We start from the raw sequence: 12,990 nt of genomic DNA, 5'->3' as shown, positions 1-12,990 counted from the left end.
ACCGTCCGGAGGGTGGTCCCTGCACCTAGACTCACGCTCGTGGGTACCGACGCAGCGCAGATCACCGGAGGCACCGCGGCGGAGATCGCCGAGAGCATCCGCGGCCTCGTCGAGCGGGGGCGGCTTGCTCCCGGAGCGGCCCTCCCCCCGGTGCGCGCGCTCGCCGAGCAGCTCGGGATCAACCGCAACACGGCCGTGGCGGCCTACCGTGACCTGGCCCGGTCCGGCGTCGTCGTCTCCCAGGGCCGTGCCGGCACCCGGGTCGCCCGTCGCACCCGGGTGCCGCAGGAGGGCTACGCCCCGTCAGGCGCGCTGCGCGACGTCGGCAACGGCAACCCCGACCCGCGCCTCATCCCCGACCTCGCACCGGCGCTCGCCACGGCGGCCGGTCGCCGGCCCGTCCTCTACGGAGAGCCGACGATCGACCGTGACCTGCGGGCGTGGGCCGAAGGGTGGATGGCACCTGATCTGCCGACCGGTCCGTCGGACCTCCACCTGACGCTCACCAGCGGTGCCGTGGACGCGGTCGAGCGACTCCTCGCCCAGGCCCTGCTGCGCGACGACGTCGTGGCCCTCGAGGACCCCTGCTTCCTCGCGAGCATCCACCTCGCCCAGCTCGGTGGGTACCGCGCCGTGCCGGTGCCCGTCGACGCCGAGGGCATGACGGTCGACGGTCTGCGCCGGGCCCTGGCCCAGGGGGCGCGGGCCGTCGTCAGCACCCCGCGGGCCCAGAACCCGACAGGGGCCTCGCTCACCGCAGGTCGGGCGGAGCAGCTGCGCGCGGTGCTCGCTGACCACCCCTACGTCCTGGTCATCCAGGACGACTACTACTCGTACCTCTCCCAGCAGCCCTTCCACTCGATCATCGGCCCGGACCACCAGCGGTGGGCCCTCGTGCGGTCGGTCTCGAAGTTCGCCGGACCCGACATGTGCCTCGCGGTGACGGCCTGCGACGAGCACACCGCCTCACGCCTCGAGATGCGCCTGAGTCCGGGCACGACGTGGGTGAGCCACCTGCTGCAGCGCATCACCCACGCGGTGATGACCGACGGCGACTCGCTCGAGCTCATCGAGCACGCCGGTCGCTACTACGCGCGGCGCAACACCGACTTCGCCGCCGTGCTCACCGAGCGGGGCCTGCCCACGGTAGCCGGCGACGGGATGAGCCTGTGGGTCGAGCTCCCCGTGCCGGCCGCACCGGTCGCCGAGCGGTTGACCCGGCGCGGCTGGCTCGTGCGCACGGGCGGCGAGTTCAGCCTCGAGGACGACGCCGCGCCTTCACGGCACCTGCGACTCACGGTCCACGACCTCGACGAGGAGGAGACTGACCGACTGGCGACAGACATCGTCGAGGCAGCGAGCGCCTCGGCCTGAGTCTGGTCGCGGTCCTTGAGGAGTCGGGACTTTTCCATGAGTCGGGCCGACCCCCAGCCTGCGACCGCTGATCCAGCACGGTCGGTGCAGCTAGGGCTGGGTGGGGCCCTCCGGGGTCGAGGTCCCGCTCGGGGGCGGGGGTGCGGGGTAGGAGCTCGGGGGCGGAGGCACCGGGTGGGTGCTGCTCGGGGGCGGGGGCACCTGGTCCGAGGCACCGGGGGGCGGCGGTGCTTGGGGGGTGCCGCCCGGGGGCGGCGGGACCTGGTGACCGGCAGCGAAGGGCTGATGCCCCCCGACGACCTGGGTGTTGCCGCCGTTCTGGCTGCGCTTCCACAGCAGGTAGCCGACGACACCGACGACCACGATCGGGAGGATGCAGCAGCACAGGCCGAAGAAGCCGATGCCTCCTCCGCGGCTACGGCGACGCCGACGCCTGCGGGCCGGCAGTGCTGCGGCCAGCTGGTCGCCGACGAGGAGCACGGCCTGGGCGGCGACCAGGTGCTCGAGGGCCAGACGAGGCATGCCGGCGAGGCCGAGCAGCCCGTTGACCGGAGCCAAGAGGGTGAGATCCGCGAGGGTCATGGGGTGATCATGCCCAAGCGGGGGCCGTGGCGCCAGATCAGGCCGAGGGCAGGGCGTCGTCAAACTCGACGGTCTGCGGGAGGTCGGCGTGGCCGGCCAGCCTGAAGACACGGACGACACGCTTGGCCCGGACTCGCTGGACCTCCTTGACCGCGTCGTTGTGGAAGCGGCGAGCCAGCTGCACGCGCAGTCCGGCCTCGCGCACCCGGTCCAGGGCAGCGGCGCCGGGACCGCCGGCCGAGGTCACCTCGAGCACCACCTCGGGCGGGAGCGCGGCGAGCAGGGCCTCCGTCAGCTCGCTCTCGACGCTCTCGCGCCCGGCGAAGTGCTGTCCCTCGAGCAGGTCCGACTCGAAGGTGTGCTCGTTGACCCGCTCGAGCGACTGGCTCGCTGCCGCGGCGATGAGGAATCCGCTCGCGGGATCGATCGCCCCCGAGTTGACCAGCTCGAGGCTCGCCTCGGCACGCCGGACGACGTGGGCGTCGAGGGCGGACAGGGCCCCTTCCACCTTGGCATGCAGGCGGTCGAGGCGTGCCGCGCTGTACGAGAGGTACCACGCGAGCACGAGGACGAGGCAGATGGCGACGACGATCCAGCTCACCGCAGTCATCGCGGCCCCCCTCCCGCTCGGGCGTCGAGGCCCGGGCGGAGCCGGGTGACCTGACGCTGGTGGCCACCCGCGTCGACGACCGTGTCGTAGACGGCCACGATCTCGCGGGCGACGACCTGCCAGTCGAAGGCTTGCGCACGGGTGCGGCCACGCTCGGACAGCACCCGCAGCCGTGCCGGGTCGCGCAGCAGCTCCACCGCCCGAGCCGCGAGGTCCTCCGCGCTCTCGTTGGCGAAGAGCGCCCCTGCCATGCCCGACCGGCCGGCGTCGAGCACCCGTTGGAAGGCGGAGAGGTCGCTCGCCAGGACCGGGGCCCCGGCCGCCATCGCCTCCACGAGGACGATGCCGAAGCTCTCCCCGCCCGTGTGCGGCGCGATGTAGAGGTCGGCCGAGGCGAGAGCGCTCGCCTTGTCCTCGTCGGACAGCGCCCCGAGGAACTCCGTCGCAGCCAGGACCCGCTCGGGCAGCCGGGCCCGGGCGGACTCGACGCTGCCCGGCCCGACGACGAGGAGCCGGGCGCCCGGTATCGCGTCGAGGATCGCGGGCATCGCGGCAGCGAGCACGGGCAGGCCCTTGCGCGGCTCGTCGATGCGGCCGAGGAAGACCAGGGTGGGCCGCCCCGGAGCCCCGGACCAGCGCGGGTCGCGGGTCGCCCGGGCGAAGACTCCGGTGTCGACGCCGTTGGGGATCACGACCGCGTCGCCACCGATGTGGGTCGTCACGGTGCGTCGCGCATCCTCCGAGACGGCGATCCGCCCGTGGATCTTTTCCAACGACGGGCGCAGCAGCGGGTATGCCGCCTGCATGACGCGGGAGCGGACGTTGGAGGTGTGGAAGGTCGCGACCACCGGGCTCGACGCGGCCCACAGTGCCAGCACCGACAGGCTCGGCGCCAGGGGTTCGTGGATGTGCACGACGTCGAAGTCGCCCTCCTCGAGCCAACGGCTGACCTTGGCCGCGGCGACGGGCCCGAAGAGCAGTCGAGCCGTCGACCCGTTGTACCGGATCGGGACGGCACGCCCGGCGGGGACGACGTGGTCCGGCAGCTCGGTGCCCTCGTCGGCCGGTGCGAGCACCGAGGCGTGGTGCCCGTGGGCGACGAGGTAGTCAGCGAGGTCCCGGATGTGGAACTGGACCCCTCCGGGCACGTCGAAGGAGTACGGGCTGACGAGACCGACCCTCATGCCGCCCTCCGTCGCTCCGCGTCACGTGCGGGGTCGAGGTCCTCCACGAAGACCCGCTGCATCATGTGCCAGTCCTCGGTGTGCTCGGTGATGGCCCGGCCGAAGGCATCGGCGCAGGCCTGGGTCGTGCGCCCCACGGCGTCAGCACACTCCGCCGACGGCACGTCGACGGCATCGTGGATCGTCACGACCATGCCCCAGGTGCGCCCGAGGCGCTCGTGCCGCAGGGTGACGGGGTAGAGCGGCAGGCCGGTCTCCACCGCCAGCGCTGCCGGCCCGGCGGCCATGCGCGCGCGGTGCCCGCACAGGTCGACCTCGACGCCGGTGGCCGACAGGTCGCGGTCGGCGAGGAGGGGCATGACGACCGGCTCCCCCGTCGCCAGCTGCTCGCGCAGCCGCGCGAAGGTCCCGTGCTCGGCCGGGTGGATGACCATGCCGAGGCTCTCGCGGTAGTCGAGGAAGGCGCGGAACATCTCCTCGGGCTCCAACCGCTCGGCCACCGTGACGACGGTCCCCAGGTGACGTGCGCACCAGACCCCGGCGAGGTCCCAGTTGCCCGTGTGACCGAGGAAGGCCAGGACGGGCCGGCCCGCACGCAGGTGCTCCTTGAGCTGCGGCATCGCCCCCTCGAAGCGGACCCGGGAGTCGACCTGCTCCCCCGTGACCGCCGGCAGGCGGAAGGCCTCGACGTAGTAGCGAAGGGCGGCGCGCACCCCCTTCGCCACGAGCGCCTCGAGCTCTGCGGCGGTCAGCTCAGGGCGCACTCGGGCGTAGTTGGCGCGCAGCCGCCGCACCGAGCCGGAGTTCGCCGCGTACGTGCGGTCGGCGGCAAGGTCGAAGAGGCGGTAGGCCAGCCCCTCCGGAAGCAGCCGCAGCACCCGCCACGCGAGGAGGAAGGCCCACACGGTCGCCCGGTGCCGCAGGCGGCTCACGACGTCGCGGGCGTCGAGTCGGCAGCCTCCTCGGCCAGCACCTGCTGACGCACGAAGAGGACCCGCTGGAGGATCGTGATGACGCTCGCCACGGCGAGGACCGCGAGCACCACCTTGAGGACGACCTCGGGCAGCCCGAGGCCGACGAGCCCCGTGGTCACGAGCGCCGCGACGAGGCGGTCGGCCCGCTCGGCGATGCCGACGCTCGCCGTCATGCCCAGTCCCTCGGCGCGGGCTCGGGCGTAGGAGACGACGCTGCCGAGCACGAGGCAGGCCAGGGCCAGCCATGACATGACGCGGTCGTCGCCGCCCTGGAAGAACCAGATTGCCAGGCCGGAGAAGATCGCGGCGTCACCGATCCGGTCGAGGGTCGAGTCGAGGAAGGCCCCCCATTTGCTCGTGCGCCCCAGCAGGCGGGCCATGACGCCGTCGATCGTGTCGGAGAAGACGAAGGCGGTGATGACGAGCACCCCGACGAGCAGCTGTCCCCGCGGGAAGAAGACGAGCGCGCCGACGCAGACCCCGATGGTGCCGAGGATCGTCACCACGTCGGGGCTGACACCCCAGCGGTTGAGGAGTTTGGCCACCGGGGTGAGGATCCGGGTGACCGCGGCGCGCGCGTATCGATTGAGCATGGCGGGTCAAGCGTAACCGCGCACGGGCCGCTGCCCCGACCGCCGCGCTGGCGTCGGTGCACCCCGGCCGCTGGGCTACGCCGGCGGCCAGGCCGCCACGAGGGCCTGCCGGGCGTCCTCGAGGAGGATCGGCAGGGCCTTGGTCTGCGCGACGATGGGCAGGAAGTTCATGTCGCCACCCCATCGCGGGATGACGTGCTGGTGCAGGTGGGCGGCCACGCCGGCCCCGGCCACGGCGCCCTGGTTCATCCCGAGGTTGAAGCCGTGGGGGTTGGACGAGGCCTGCAGGGCACGGATCGCCGCCTTGGTGAGAGCGGTGAACTCGGCGGTCTCCTCGTCGGTGAGGTCGATGTAGAGCGAGACGTGCCGGTACGGGCAGACGAGCACGTGGCCGGCGTTGTACGGGAAGAGGTTCATGACGACGAAGCAGGTCTCGCCGCGGTGGACGACCAGCCCCTCGGCGTCCTCCTTGTCGGGGGCGACGCAGAAGGGGCACCCGTCCCCCGCCTCGTCGCTCGGCCGCTCCCCCGTCACGTAGGCCATCCGGTGGGGCGTCCAGAGACGGTCGAAGCCGTCGGGCACGCCCACGAGGGAGCGGTCGTCCTCGGTCGGGTGGTCGTGCTGCGTCATGCGCCGATCCTGTCACGCCGTGACGAAGGGGAGTCCTCCCCCTTCGTCACGGGGGTCGGGTCGCGGCAGGATGGCGACATGCATCCAGGACTGCAGAATGTCGCCAACCGGGCCGCCTACTACGCCACCCTCCGCCAGACGCTGCTCGCCGAGACGCTCGAGGAGCAGGTGGGCGACCACCAGATCGCCGGGCACCTGCAGGAAGGGACGCTGCAGTTCGTCGGCGCCGAGCGCACCCTCACCGCTCGCTGCCACCTCATTGCCTCGGTCGCCCCGGGACCGAAGTCGATGCTCTGGGGCTGGGCACACCCCCAGGGCGGCGGTGAGGTGGCCGGCCGGGTCAAGGAGCTCGGCGAGCGCTTCGGCATCACCGACCTCACGTCGCCGGAGCTGCCCTTCGAGGCCGGCAACGACATCGCGGCGACGACGGCCCACCTGGGCCACCTCGCCGCCTGCGTGGGCGTCGAGGCGACGCGCATCTCCCCCTATTACACGGTGAACGCCGGCGGCGGTACCCGACTCGTCATGGTGCTCGAGGGCATCGACGTCCCGGAGCCGAGCCTCATGCAGGTGGCCTCGCGCGTCGAGCCGGTGCTCACCAGCGGGATCATCACCGACCACCGCTCGGCTGTCCTCGGTCTCGCGGAGCACCGCGAGGGCTTCTCGGTCGACGACCAGGGGCAGCAGATCGTCCTGTCGGACGAGACCGGCTCGATCACCTTCCGTCTCGACGACCAGCAGCGGATCACCAACGCGAGCATGAGCCTGCACGCACAGGGCTGACGTCAGGCCTTCGGCGGGACCCACTCGCGCAGCCGGTCGACCGGCCCGGTGAATCCCACCGCGTCGAAGAGCGGTCGCCCCGCGTCGCTCGAGTTCAGCCGCACCCAGCGGACCCGCTCGGCGGTGGCCGCCTCCTGCACCGCGTGCAGGAGGCGGCGACCCACCCCTTCGCGGCGGCGGTCGGTCGAGACGAAGACCTGCTGCACGTACCACCACTCGGGTCGTCCGACGTGCCCGAGGGTGGGCAGCTTCCGCACCCGGTGGGCGAGGACGCACCCGACCGGTCGGCCGTCGTGCTCCTCGGCGATCCATCCTCGGTAGCCGTCGAAGTCCGCCAGGAGGGCGTCGGCGTAGTCGGTGAGGAAGCCGGGTCGGGTCGCCCGGCCCACCTCCCGGTCCTGCTGCAGGCGAAGGGCCGCGAGCGACAGGGCGTCGTCGCGCTCGATCGGCCGGATCCGGGTCGTCATGCCCCGCAACCTAGCCAAGGACCGCCCCCACCGTCCGCATTTCCCTAGGGAAATCACCACCAGACCCCACATTTCCCTAGGGAAATCACCACCGGCCTGCGCATTTCCCTAGGGAAATGCGCAGGCCGGTCAGGCGGAGCGGGTCAGATGGTGCCGGCAGGGGCGGCGTCGGGGCCGGGGTTGGTCAGGCTCGGCGCCGACGTCACCTGGTCCTTGGCCTCGATGGCCGCGAGGATCCGCTCGATGGCGGTCTCGATCGGCAGCCCGTTTTCCTGGGACCCGTCGCGGTAGCGGAAGGAGACCGCGTTGTTGCTGCGGTCCTCCTCACCGGCGATGAGCGTGAAGGGCACCTTGGCCTTGCTCGCATTGCGGATCTTCTTGGGGAAGCGGTCGTCGCTGTCGTCGAGCTCGACGCGGATCCCCTTCGCCCGCATCTGCTGGAGCACGTCCCAGAGGTAGTCGTTGTACTCCTCGGCCACCGGGACACCGAGCACCTGCACCGGCGAGAGCCACACGGGGAAGGCGCCGGCGTAGTGCTCGACGAGGACCCCGATGAAGCGCTCGATCGAGCCGAACTTCGCCGAGTGGATCATCACCGGCTGCTGGCGGGAGCCGTCAGCAGCCTGGTACTCGAGCGCGAAGCGGTCCGCGGACGGCTGGTTGAAGTCGTACTGGATGGTGCTCATCTGCCAGGTGCGGCCGATGGCGTCACGGGCCTGCACCGACACCTTGGGGCCGTAGTAGGCGGCGCCGCCAGGGTCGGGCACGAGCTCGAGCCCGGTCTCGCGGCATACGCTCTCCAGGACGGACGTCGCCTCGGCCCAGTCCTCGTCGCTGCCGATGAACTTCGAGCTCTTGTCGCCCCCTTCGTCCCGGGTGGACAGCTCGAGGTAGAAGTCGTCGAGACCGAAATCGCGCAGCAGCCCGAGGATGAAGTCGAGCAGGTGGCGGATCTCGTCGGGCGCCTGCTCCTTGGTGACGTAGGAGTGGCTGTCGTCCTGGGCGAAGCCGCGCACACGGGTCAGTCCGTGGATGACGCCGGACTTCTCGTGGCGGTAGACGTGGCCGAACTCGAAGAGGCGCAGCGGCAGCTCGCGGTACGAGCGCTGCTTGCTCCGGTAGATGAGGTTGTGCATGGGGCAGTTCATCGCCTTGAGCCGGTAGTCCATGCCGTCCACGTCGAAGGGGGGATACATCCCTTCGCCGTAGTACGGCAGGTGGCCGGAGGTGTGGAAGAGCCCCTCCTTGGCGATGTGCGGGGTCCCGACGTACTCGAAGCCCTCCTCGATGTGCCGCTGACGGACGTAGTCCTCCATCTCCCGCTTGATGACCCCACCCTTGGGGTGGAAGACGGGCAGGCCGGAGCCGATCTCGTCGGGGAAGGAGTACAGGTCGAGCTCGCGACCGAGCTTGCGGTGGTCACGCTTCTCGGCCTCGGCGAGGCGGTCGAGATAGGCCTTGAGCTCGTCCTTGCTCGGCCAGGCGGTCCCGTAGACGCGCTGCAGCTGCGGATTCTTCTCACTGCCGCGCCAGTAGGCCGCGGCGCTGCGCATGATCTTGTAGGCATTGCCGATGACCTTGGTGGTCGGCACGTGCGGGCCGCGGCACAGGTCGCCCCAGGCGCGGGTGCCGTCGCGGCGCACGTTGTCGTAGATCGTCAGCTGGGCACCGCCGACCTCGACGGAGGCACCCTCGGCAGCGTCGTCGGAGGCACCGCCCTTGAGGCCGATGAGCTCGCACTTGTAGGGCTCGTGCTCGAGCTCGACGAGCGCGTCGTCGTCGCTGACCTCGCGGCGCACGAAGGTCTGGCCCTCGTTGATGATCCGCTGCATCGCCTTGTCGAGGGCCTTGAGGTCCTCGGGCGTGAAGGGCTCGGCGACGTCGAAGTCGTAGTAGAAGCCGTCGCGGATCGGCGGACCGATGCCGAGCTTGGCGTCGGGGTTGATCTGCTGGACCGCCTGCGCGAGGACGTGGGCCGTGGAGTGGCGCAGGACGTCGAGGCCGTCCTGCTCCTGGGCGGTGACGGGCTCGACGACGTCACCCTGGGCGAGCTCGTGCGCGAGGTCGCGCAGCTCGCCGTTGACCCGGGCCACGAGGACCGCCCGGTCCCCCTCGAAGAGATCGGCCGCGGTAGTGCCCTGGTCCACCGATCGCTCGTCGCCGGCGACGGTGATGGTGATCTGGGCAGACACGTGGACTCCTGTGGGACGGGTTCAGGTGCCCGGGCGGGCACCCGTCGAACTCTATCCCCGCGAAGGGGGGACCCCCCAACGCATTCGCCCCACCGTGCCGCTGGCTGAGGAGTCCGCAGCGGGCGCCTCCCCGGGTTGGCTGAGGAGTCCGCCCAGCGGGCGTCTCGAAGCCCACGGTGAGTAGCAGACCCCATGTGCGACCCCCTTCGTCCTCCCTACGGTCGGATCATGTTCGCCAAGGACCGCATCCTGCTCCCCCACACCGCCGTCTGGTGCGGGGTCCTGAGCCTGCTCGCCGTGCTGTGCTTCCACTTCCCCGAGGCGCTGACCAGCCAGGAGTTCCGGCCGGTCTACACGTCGGACTTCGCCCGCGGCCTGCTCCTCGTCGGGCTCGTCACGACCTTCGTCGCCGGGACCGTCGCGGTGCTCGCCGATCAGCGGCGCCGGCTCGCCCTCACCGGCCTGGCCTCGGCGACCGCCGCGGTGCTGCTCGGCGGGACCTCGGTGCCGCTGGACAAGGTCGAGGCGACGCCCTACTCGCTCGGGGTGGATTGGTTCATCCTCTCGCTCTTCTTCTCCGCGATCGTCTTCATCCCGCTCGAGCGCTACCTGGCCCACAGCCCTCACCCGGTGCTGCGGGGCGGCTGGCGCACCGACATCTGCTACTTCTTCCTCAGCCACGTGCTCGTGCAGTTCATCCTCATCCTCGTGACGGCCTCCACGACGACGGTGGCCGCCGCCATCGCGGTCGACCCGGTCAAGGCGCTCGTCGTCGGGATGCCGCTGTGGCTGCAGGTCCTGCTCGCGGTCTTCGTCGCCGACCTGGCCCAGGCCGTGCTGCACCGGGCCTACCACCGGGTGAAGACCCTCTGGCGCTTCCACGCGGTGCACCACTCGAGCCGCGACCTCGACTGGCTCGCGGGCTCGCGGGTCCACCTCGCGGAGACGGTCCTGACCCGCAGCATCGTCCTGCTGCCGCTCATGGTCCTCGGCTTCTCGGCCGCTGCCGTCAACGCCTACGTCATCATCGTCGGGCTGCAGGCCGTCGTCGCCCACGCCAACATCGGGGTCCGCTTCGGCTGGCTCGAGTACCTCGTCGTCCTGCCCCGCTACCACCACTGGCACCACGCCCGCCACGTCGACTACTGGGACCGCAACTACGCGATCCACCTGCCGGTCGTCGACATGCTCGTGGGCAGCTTCAAGCTCCCGCGTGACGGCAGCTGGCCCGAGGAGTACGGCGTGCTGCGTCTGGAGACGGTGCCGCGTGGGCTCGTGGCCCAGCACCTCATGCCCTTCCGCGGCGACCGTGAGTACGAGGAGCACGTGGCATGAGTACCGGAACGAGGCCCACGGGCGAAGCGCTTGACGAGGACCTCGCAGGAGCAGAAGGTGCAGGTGTGAACCTCGCCAAGGAGCGTCCCTGATGCCGATCTACCCGCGCGCCGAGATCACCCAGCACGGCGAGCGTCTGCTCGTCACCTCCCTGTCCCGGGCCGGGCTCTACTGGCCCAACGGGCAGTTCCACCACCTGACCACCCGCTCCAGCGGCACCGAGCTCGCCGAGGCCATTACCGCGGCACTTGCGCGCTCCCGCGAGGAGCCCGCGGAGCAGCTCCCCAAGGCGGCCTCCATCGACGTCACACCCGTCAGCGACGAGCTCGGCTTCCCGACCTGGCGGGCGATGGAAGCCGCCACCACCCACGTGGGCATCACCCTCATCGACGGCGACGTCCTCTTCGCCCCCTACGAGACCGTCGCCGGCAGGGGCTACAGCGGACACCCCGAGCTGCCCCCCGCCCGTGAAGCCGCGGACATCGCAACCCGAGCCCGTGAGGCCCTCGCCGAGGCAGCCCGCCTCAGCGAGAAGGTCGTCCCTCGCACCCCCACAGCAGCGACTACGACCGACGGTGCGCCCACTGCCGCGATCGACGACATCCCCAACCTCGCCGAAGCCATCCTCACGCGCCACGGCAACCAGTGGGCCGTCCAAGCACTCACGTCCATCCGCGCCGACCCGGGGAGCGCTCCCAACGGATGGATCACCACCGTCCCCGCCGATGCGCCCGAGCAGCTCGGCCACGCCCTCGTCGACGCCCTCACCCACGCGCGCGTCAACGCCACCGCGCTTCCCGACGCCAGCCGGGACACCCTCACCACCGCACTCGGCGTGACCACCGACGATCTGGCCACCCGGGCGACCACCCGCATCCACGTGCAAGCCTCCACCTCCGTCGGCGACATCGATGTCCACCCCCAAGAGCTCGATCCCGACACCCGCTGGTGGATCACGACCGACCACCCTGACTCCCGCACCCTCGGCCTCATCGACCCACCCGCCCTGTGGGGCACCACCCTCAACGCCCTCGCGGACACGTTGCTGGCACCTGACTGACAACGCGTCTCGTGTCGAGATGCGCGCGTCGACCGCGTGCTGGGCTAGGCACGGGGACCTTGACGCGACATCCGTCGCCACCGACCGAGAGGACACCATGCGCACCACGCCCAGCCGAACGATCCAGGCCACCGCGTGCGCCATCGCCCTGATCGGGCTGACCGCCTGCGGCGGCTCAGACAGCGAAGGATCCTCCACGACCAGCACGTCCAGCAGCTCGGCCGACCTGACCTACGACGACGACTACGCCGTCGATGCGGCCAGAGCCACCGAATCCAAGCGGCGCGCACACGACCCCAACACGAAGCTGTCGGACGACACGCCCTGGGCCACCGAGGACTACATCGACACCTTCAACCGCAACGTCACGGCGATGAAGGAAGCCGGCGTTGTCGAGAAGGGCACCGTCAAGGTCAACTCAGTCCACCTCGCCACGTCCGACCCCGACGCCCCCGGCGGTTGGAACCTGACGCTGTACCAGTGCAGCACTTCCACGGCCCGCTACTTCAAGGGCGACAAGGACGTCACCACCGATCCGAACAACGACAACAAGCCAGCGCCCAAGGGCCCTCAGGAGAACGTGCACCTGGTCAGCTTCCACACACCTGACCAAGGCAAGACGTGGCAGATCGACGACTCCCAGCTCCTCACCGGGAAGAGGGCCGCGGAGGCACCTTGCGTTTGAGGCTGACCCTCACCGGGGGCGCTCGCTCCACACTGGCACTGGACACCTTCACCGTGTCCGCAGCAACCCTCGTGCCGACCGACGCCTACCTGAAGTGGTCGCGCAACTGGCGCCACGTCTCGGGGACGCCGACGACCCTTGGTCCGATCAACCGCCCCGACGTCTCCCCTAGCAGCGCGATCCTGAAGTTGAGCGAACTTTTGGCCGGGACAGTCGACAGAGCTCGCAAGCACTCCACATACACCGCGTGAGCAACCGCCTCCTCTGCCGGGAGACCAATCGTCCCCTCCAGGAACCATCCCGAGACCCCGCCGCCCTTGCGCACCCGCACCTCCACGGAGGAGACGCCCTCGGCCTTGGACACCGCGGCCCGGACCTCCCCTTCGTCCACCGGCGGAGTGCTGCTGCACGCAGTCAGTCCCAGCACCGCCCCCACGGCCCCGACCAGGACCACCCGCCGGTGAACAGCCCGTCCGTTCCTGCCGACTGTGCTCATGTCTCATCCCCCTCGCGTCGTCCAG

General features: G+C 71.0%; 13 protein-coding genes. 5 read left to right on the top strand and 8 right to left on the bottom strand.

The window, feature by feature from the left end:
* Positions 1 to 39: 39 nt before the first annotated feature.
* Positions 40 to 1,374 (top strand): aminotransferase class I/II-fold pyridoxal phosphate-dependent enzyme, encoded by a 1,335-nt coding sequence (locus tag CWN80_RS07285; protein WP_007927030.1) that lies wholly within the window; start codon positions 40 to 42, stop codon positions 1,372 to 1,374.
* A 90-nt stretch (positions 1,375 to 1,464) separates the two neighbouring features.
* On the opposite strand, the gene CWN80_RS07280 is transcribed toward CWN80_RS07285, so the two are convergent.
* The 6 genes from CWN80_RS07280 to CWN80_RS07255 form a co-directional block, all read right to left on the bottom strand.
* The gene (locus tag CWN80_RS07280) at positions 1,465 to 1,956 is read right to left on the bottom strand and encodes a hypothetical protein (protein WP_128277076.1); all 492 of its coding nucleotides are present in this window, start codon (positions 1,954 to 1,956) and stop codon (positions 1,465 to 1,467) included.
* 37 nt (positions 1,957 to 1,993) lie between these two features.
* Positions 1,994 to 2,566 (bottom strand): hypothetical protein, encoded by a 573-nt coding sequence (locus tag CWN80_RS07275; protein ID WP_040881264.1) that lies wholly within the window; start codon positions 2,564 to 2,566, stop codon positions 1,994 to 1,996.
* Positions 2,563 to 3,750, bottom strand: coding sequence for a glycosyltransferase family 4 protein (locus CWN80_RS07270; RefSeq protein WP_007927484.1), 1,188 nt, complete (start codon positions 3,748 to 3,750; stop codon positions 2,563 to 2,565). The genes CWN80_RS07275 and CWN80_RS07270 overlap by 4 nt, the downstream gene beginning before the upstream one ends.
* Positions 3,747 to 4,682: a phosphatidylinositol mannoside acyltransferase gene (locus tag CWN80_RS07265; protein WP_128277075.1), complete on the bottom strand. Its 936-nt coding sequence runs from the start codon at positions 4,680 to 4,682 to the stop codon at positions 3,747 to 3,749. The genes CWN80_RS07270 and CWN80_RS07265 overlap by 4 nt, the downstream gene beginning before the upstream one ends.
* A complete protein-coding gene (gene pgsA / locus CWN80_RS07260) occupies positions 4,679 to 5,317 on the bottom strand; it encodes a phosphatidylinositol phosphate synthase (RefSeq protein ID WP_007927492.1) in 639 nt (212 codons plus the stop codon). Before pgsA ends, CWN80_RS07265 begins: the two co-directional genes overlap by 4 nt.
* A 75-nt stretch (positions 5,318 to 5,392) precedes the next feature.
* Entirely contained in the window at positions 5,393 to 5,947 is a 555-nt protein-coding gene (locus CWN80_RS07255; protein WP_007927493.1) for an HIT family protein, read from the bottom strand.
* A gap of 78 nt (positions 5,948 to 6,025) precedes the next feature.
* Here CWN80_RS07255 and CWN80_RS07250 point away from each other — a divergent pair, with 78 nt between their 5' ends.
* Positions 6,026 to 6,730: a DUF6882 domain-containing protein gene (locus tag CWN80_RS07250; protein WP_040881276.1), complete on the top strand. Its 705-nt coding sequence runs from the start codon at positions 6,026 to 6,028 to the stop codon at positions 6,728 to 6,730.
* Positions 6,731 to 6,732: 2 nt separating this feature from the next.
* On the opposite strand, the gene CWN80_RS07245 is transcribed toward CWN80_RS07250, so the two are convergent.
* Positions 6,733 to 7,197 carry a GNAT family N-acetyltransferase gene (locus CWN80_RS07245; RefSeq protein WP_007927497.1) on the bottom strand — a complete coding sequence of 155 codons (465 nt, stop codon included), beginning with the start codon at positions 7,195 to 7,197 and terminating at the stop codon, positions 6,733 to 6,735.
* Positions 7,198 to 7,340: 143 nt separating this feature from the next.
* Complete coding sequence (gene thrS, locus CWN80_RS07240; RefSeq protein ID WP_007927499.1) at positions 7,341 to 9,389, bottom strand: threonine--tRNA ligase; 2,049 nt, start codon at positions 9,387 to 9,389, stop codon at positions 7,341 to 7,343.
* Between the two features lie 228 nt (positions 9,390 to 9,617).
* Between thrS and CWN80_RS07235 the strand changes: the two genes are divergently transcribed.
* From CWN80_RS07235 to CWN80_RS07225, 3 genes are all read left to right on the top strand, one after another.
* Positions 9,618 to 10,724, top strand: coding sequence for a sterol desaturase family protein (locus CWN80_RS07235; RefSeq protein WP_040881266.1), 1,107 nt, complete (start codon positions 9,618 to 9,620; stop codon positions 10,722 to 10,724).
* Between the two features lie 91 nt (positions 10,725 to 10,815).
* The gene (locus tag CWN80_RS07230) at positions 10,816 to 11,784 is read left to right on the top strand and encodes a hypothetical protein (protein WP_007927501.1); all 969 of its coding nucleotides are present in this window, start codon (positions 10,816 to 10,818) and stop codon (positions 11,782 to 11,784) included.
* A 97-nt stretch (positions 11,785 to 11,881) separates the two neighbouring features.
* Positions 11,882 to 12,469: a hypothetical protein gene (locus CWN80_RS07225; RefSeq protein WP_128277074.1), complete on the top strand. Its 588-nt coding sequence runs from the start codon at positions 11,882 to 11,884 to the stop codon at positions 12,467 to 12,469.
* The last annotated feature ends 521 nt before the right edge of the window (positions 12,470 to 12,990 follow it).

This window comes from Janibacter hoylei PVAS-1, assembly GCF_004025845.1.
GTDB classification, from domain to species: Bacteria; Actinomycetota; Actinomycetes; order Actinomycetales; family Dermatophilaceae; genus Janibacter; species Janibacter hoylei.
Note: the sequence above shows the minus strand (reverse complement) of the source record. Positions and strands in the feature narration are given on the sequence as shown.

Bases quoted from the DNA above. Each gene is read 5' to 3' on its own strand.
- CWN80_RS07280 (WP_128277076.1), bottom strand. From the start codon at position 1,956: ATGACCCTCGCGGATCTCACCCTCTTGGCTCCGGTCAACGGGCTGCTC.
- CWN80_RS07275 (WP_040881264.1), bottom strand. From the start codon at position 2,566: ATGACTGCGGTGAGCTGGATCGTCGTCGCCATCTGCCTCGTCCTCGTG.
- CWN80_RS07270 (WP_007927484.1), bottom strand. From the start codon at position 3,750: ATGAGGGTCGGTCTCGTCAGCCCGTACTCCTTCGACGTGCCCGGAGGG.
- pgsA (WP_007927492.1), bottom strand. From the start codon at position 5,317: ATGCTCAATCGATACGCGCGCGCCGCGGTCACCCGGATCCTCACCCCG.
- CWN80_RS07255 (WP_007927493.1), bottom strand. From the start codon at position 5,947: ATGACGCAGCACGACCACCCGACCGAGGACGACCGCTCCCTCGTGGGC.
- CWN80_RS07250 (WP_040881276.1), top strand. From the start codon at position 6,026: ATGCATCCAGGACTGCAGAATGTCGCCAACCGGGCCGCCTACTACGCC.
- CWN80_RS07245 (WP_007927497.1), bottom strand. From the start codon at position 7,197: ATGACGACCCGGATCCGGCCGATCGAGCGCGACGACGCCCTGTCGCTC.
- CWN80_RS07235 (WP_040881266.1), top strand. From the start codon at position 9,618: ATGTTCGCCAAGGACCGCATCCTGCTCCCCCACACCGCCGTCTGGTGC.
- CWN80_RS07230 (WP_007927501.1), top strand. From the start codon at position 10,816: ATGCCGATCTACCCGCGCGCCGAGATCACCCAGCACGGCGAGCGTCTG.
- CWN80_RS07225 (WP_128277074.1), top strand. From the start codon at position 11,882: ATGCGCACCACGCCCAGCCGAACGATCCAGGCCACCGCGTGCGCCATC.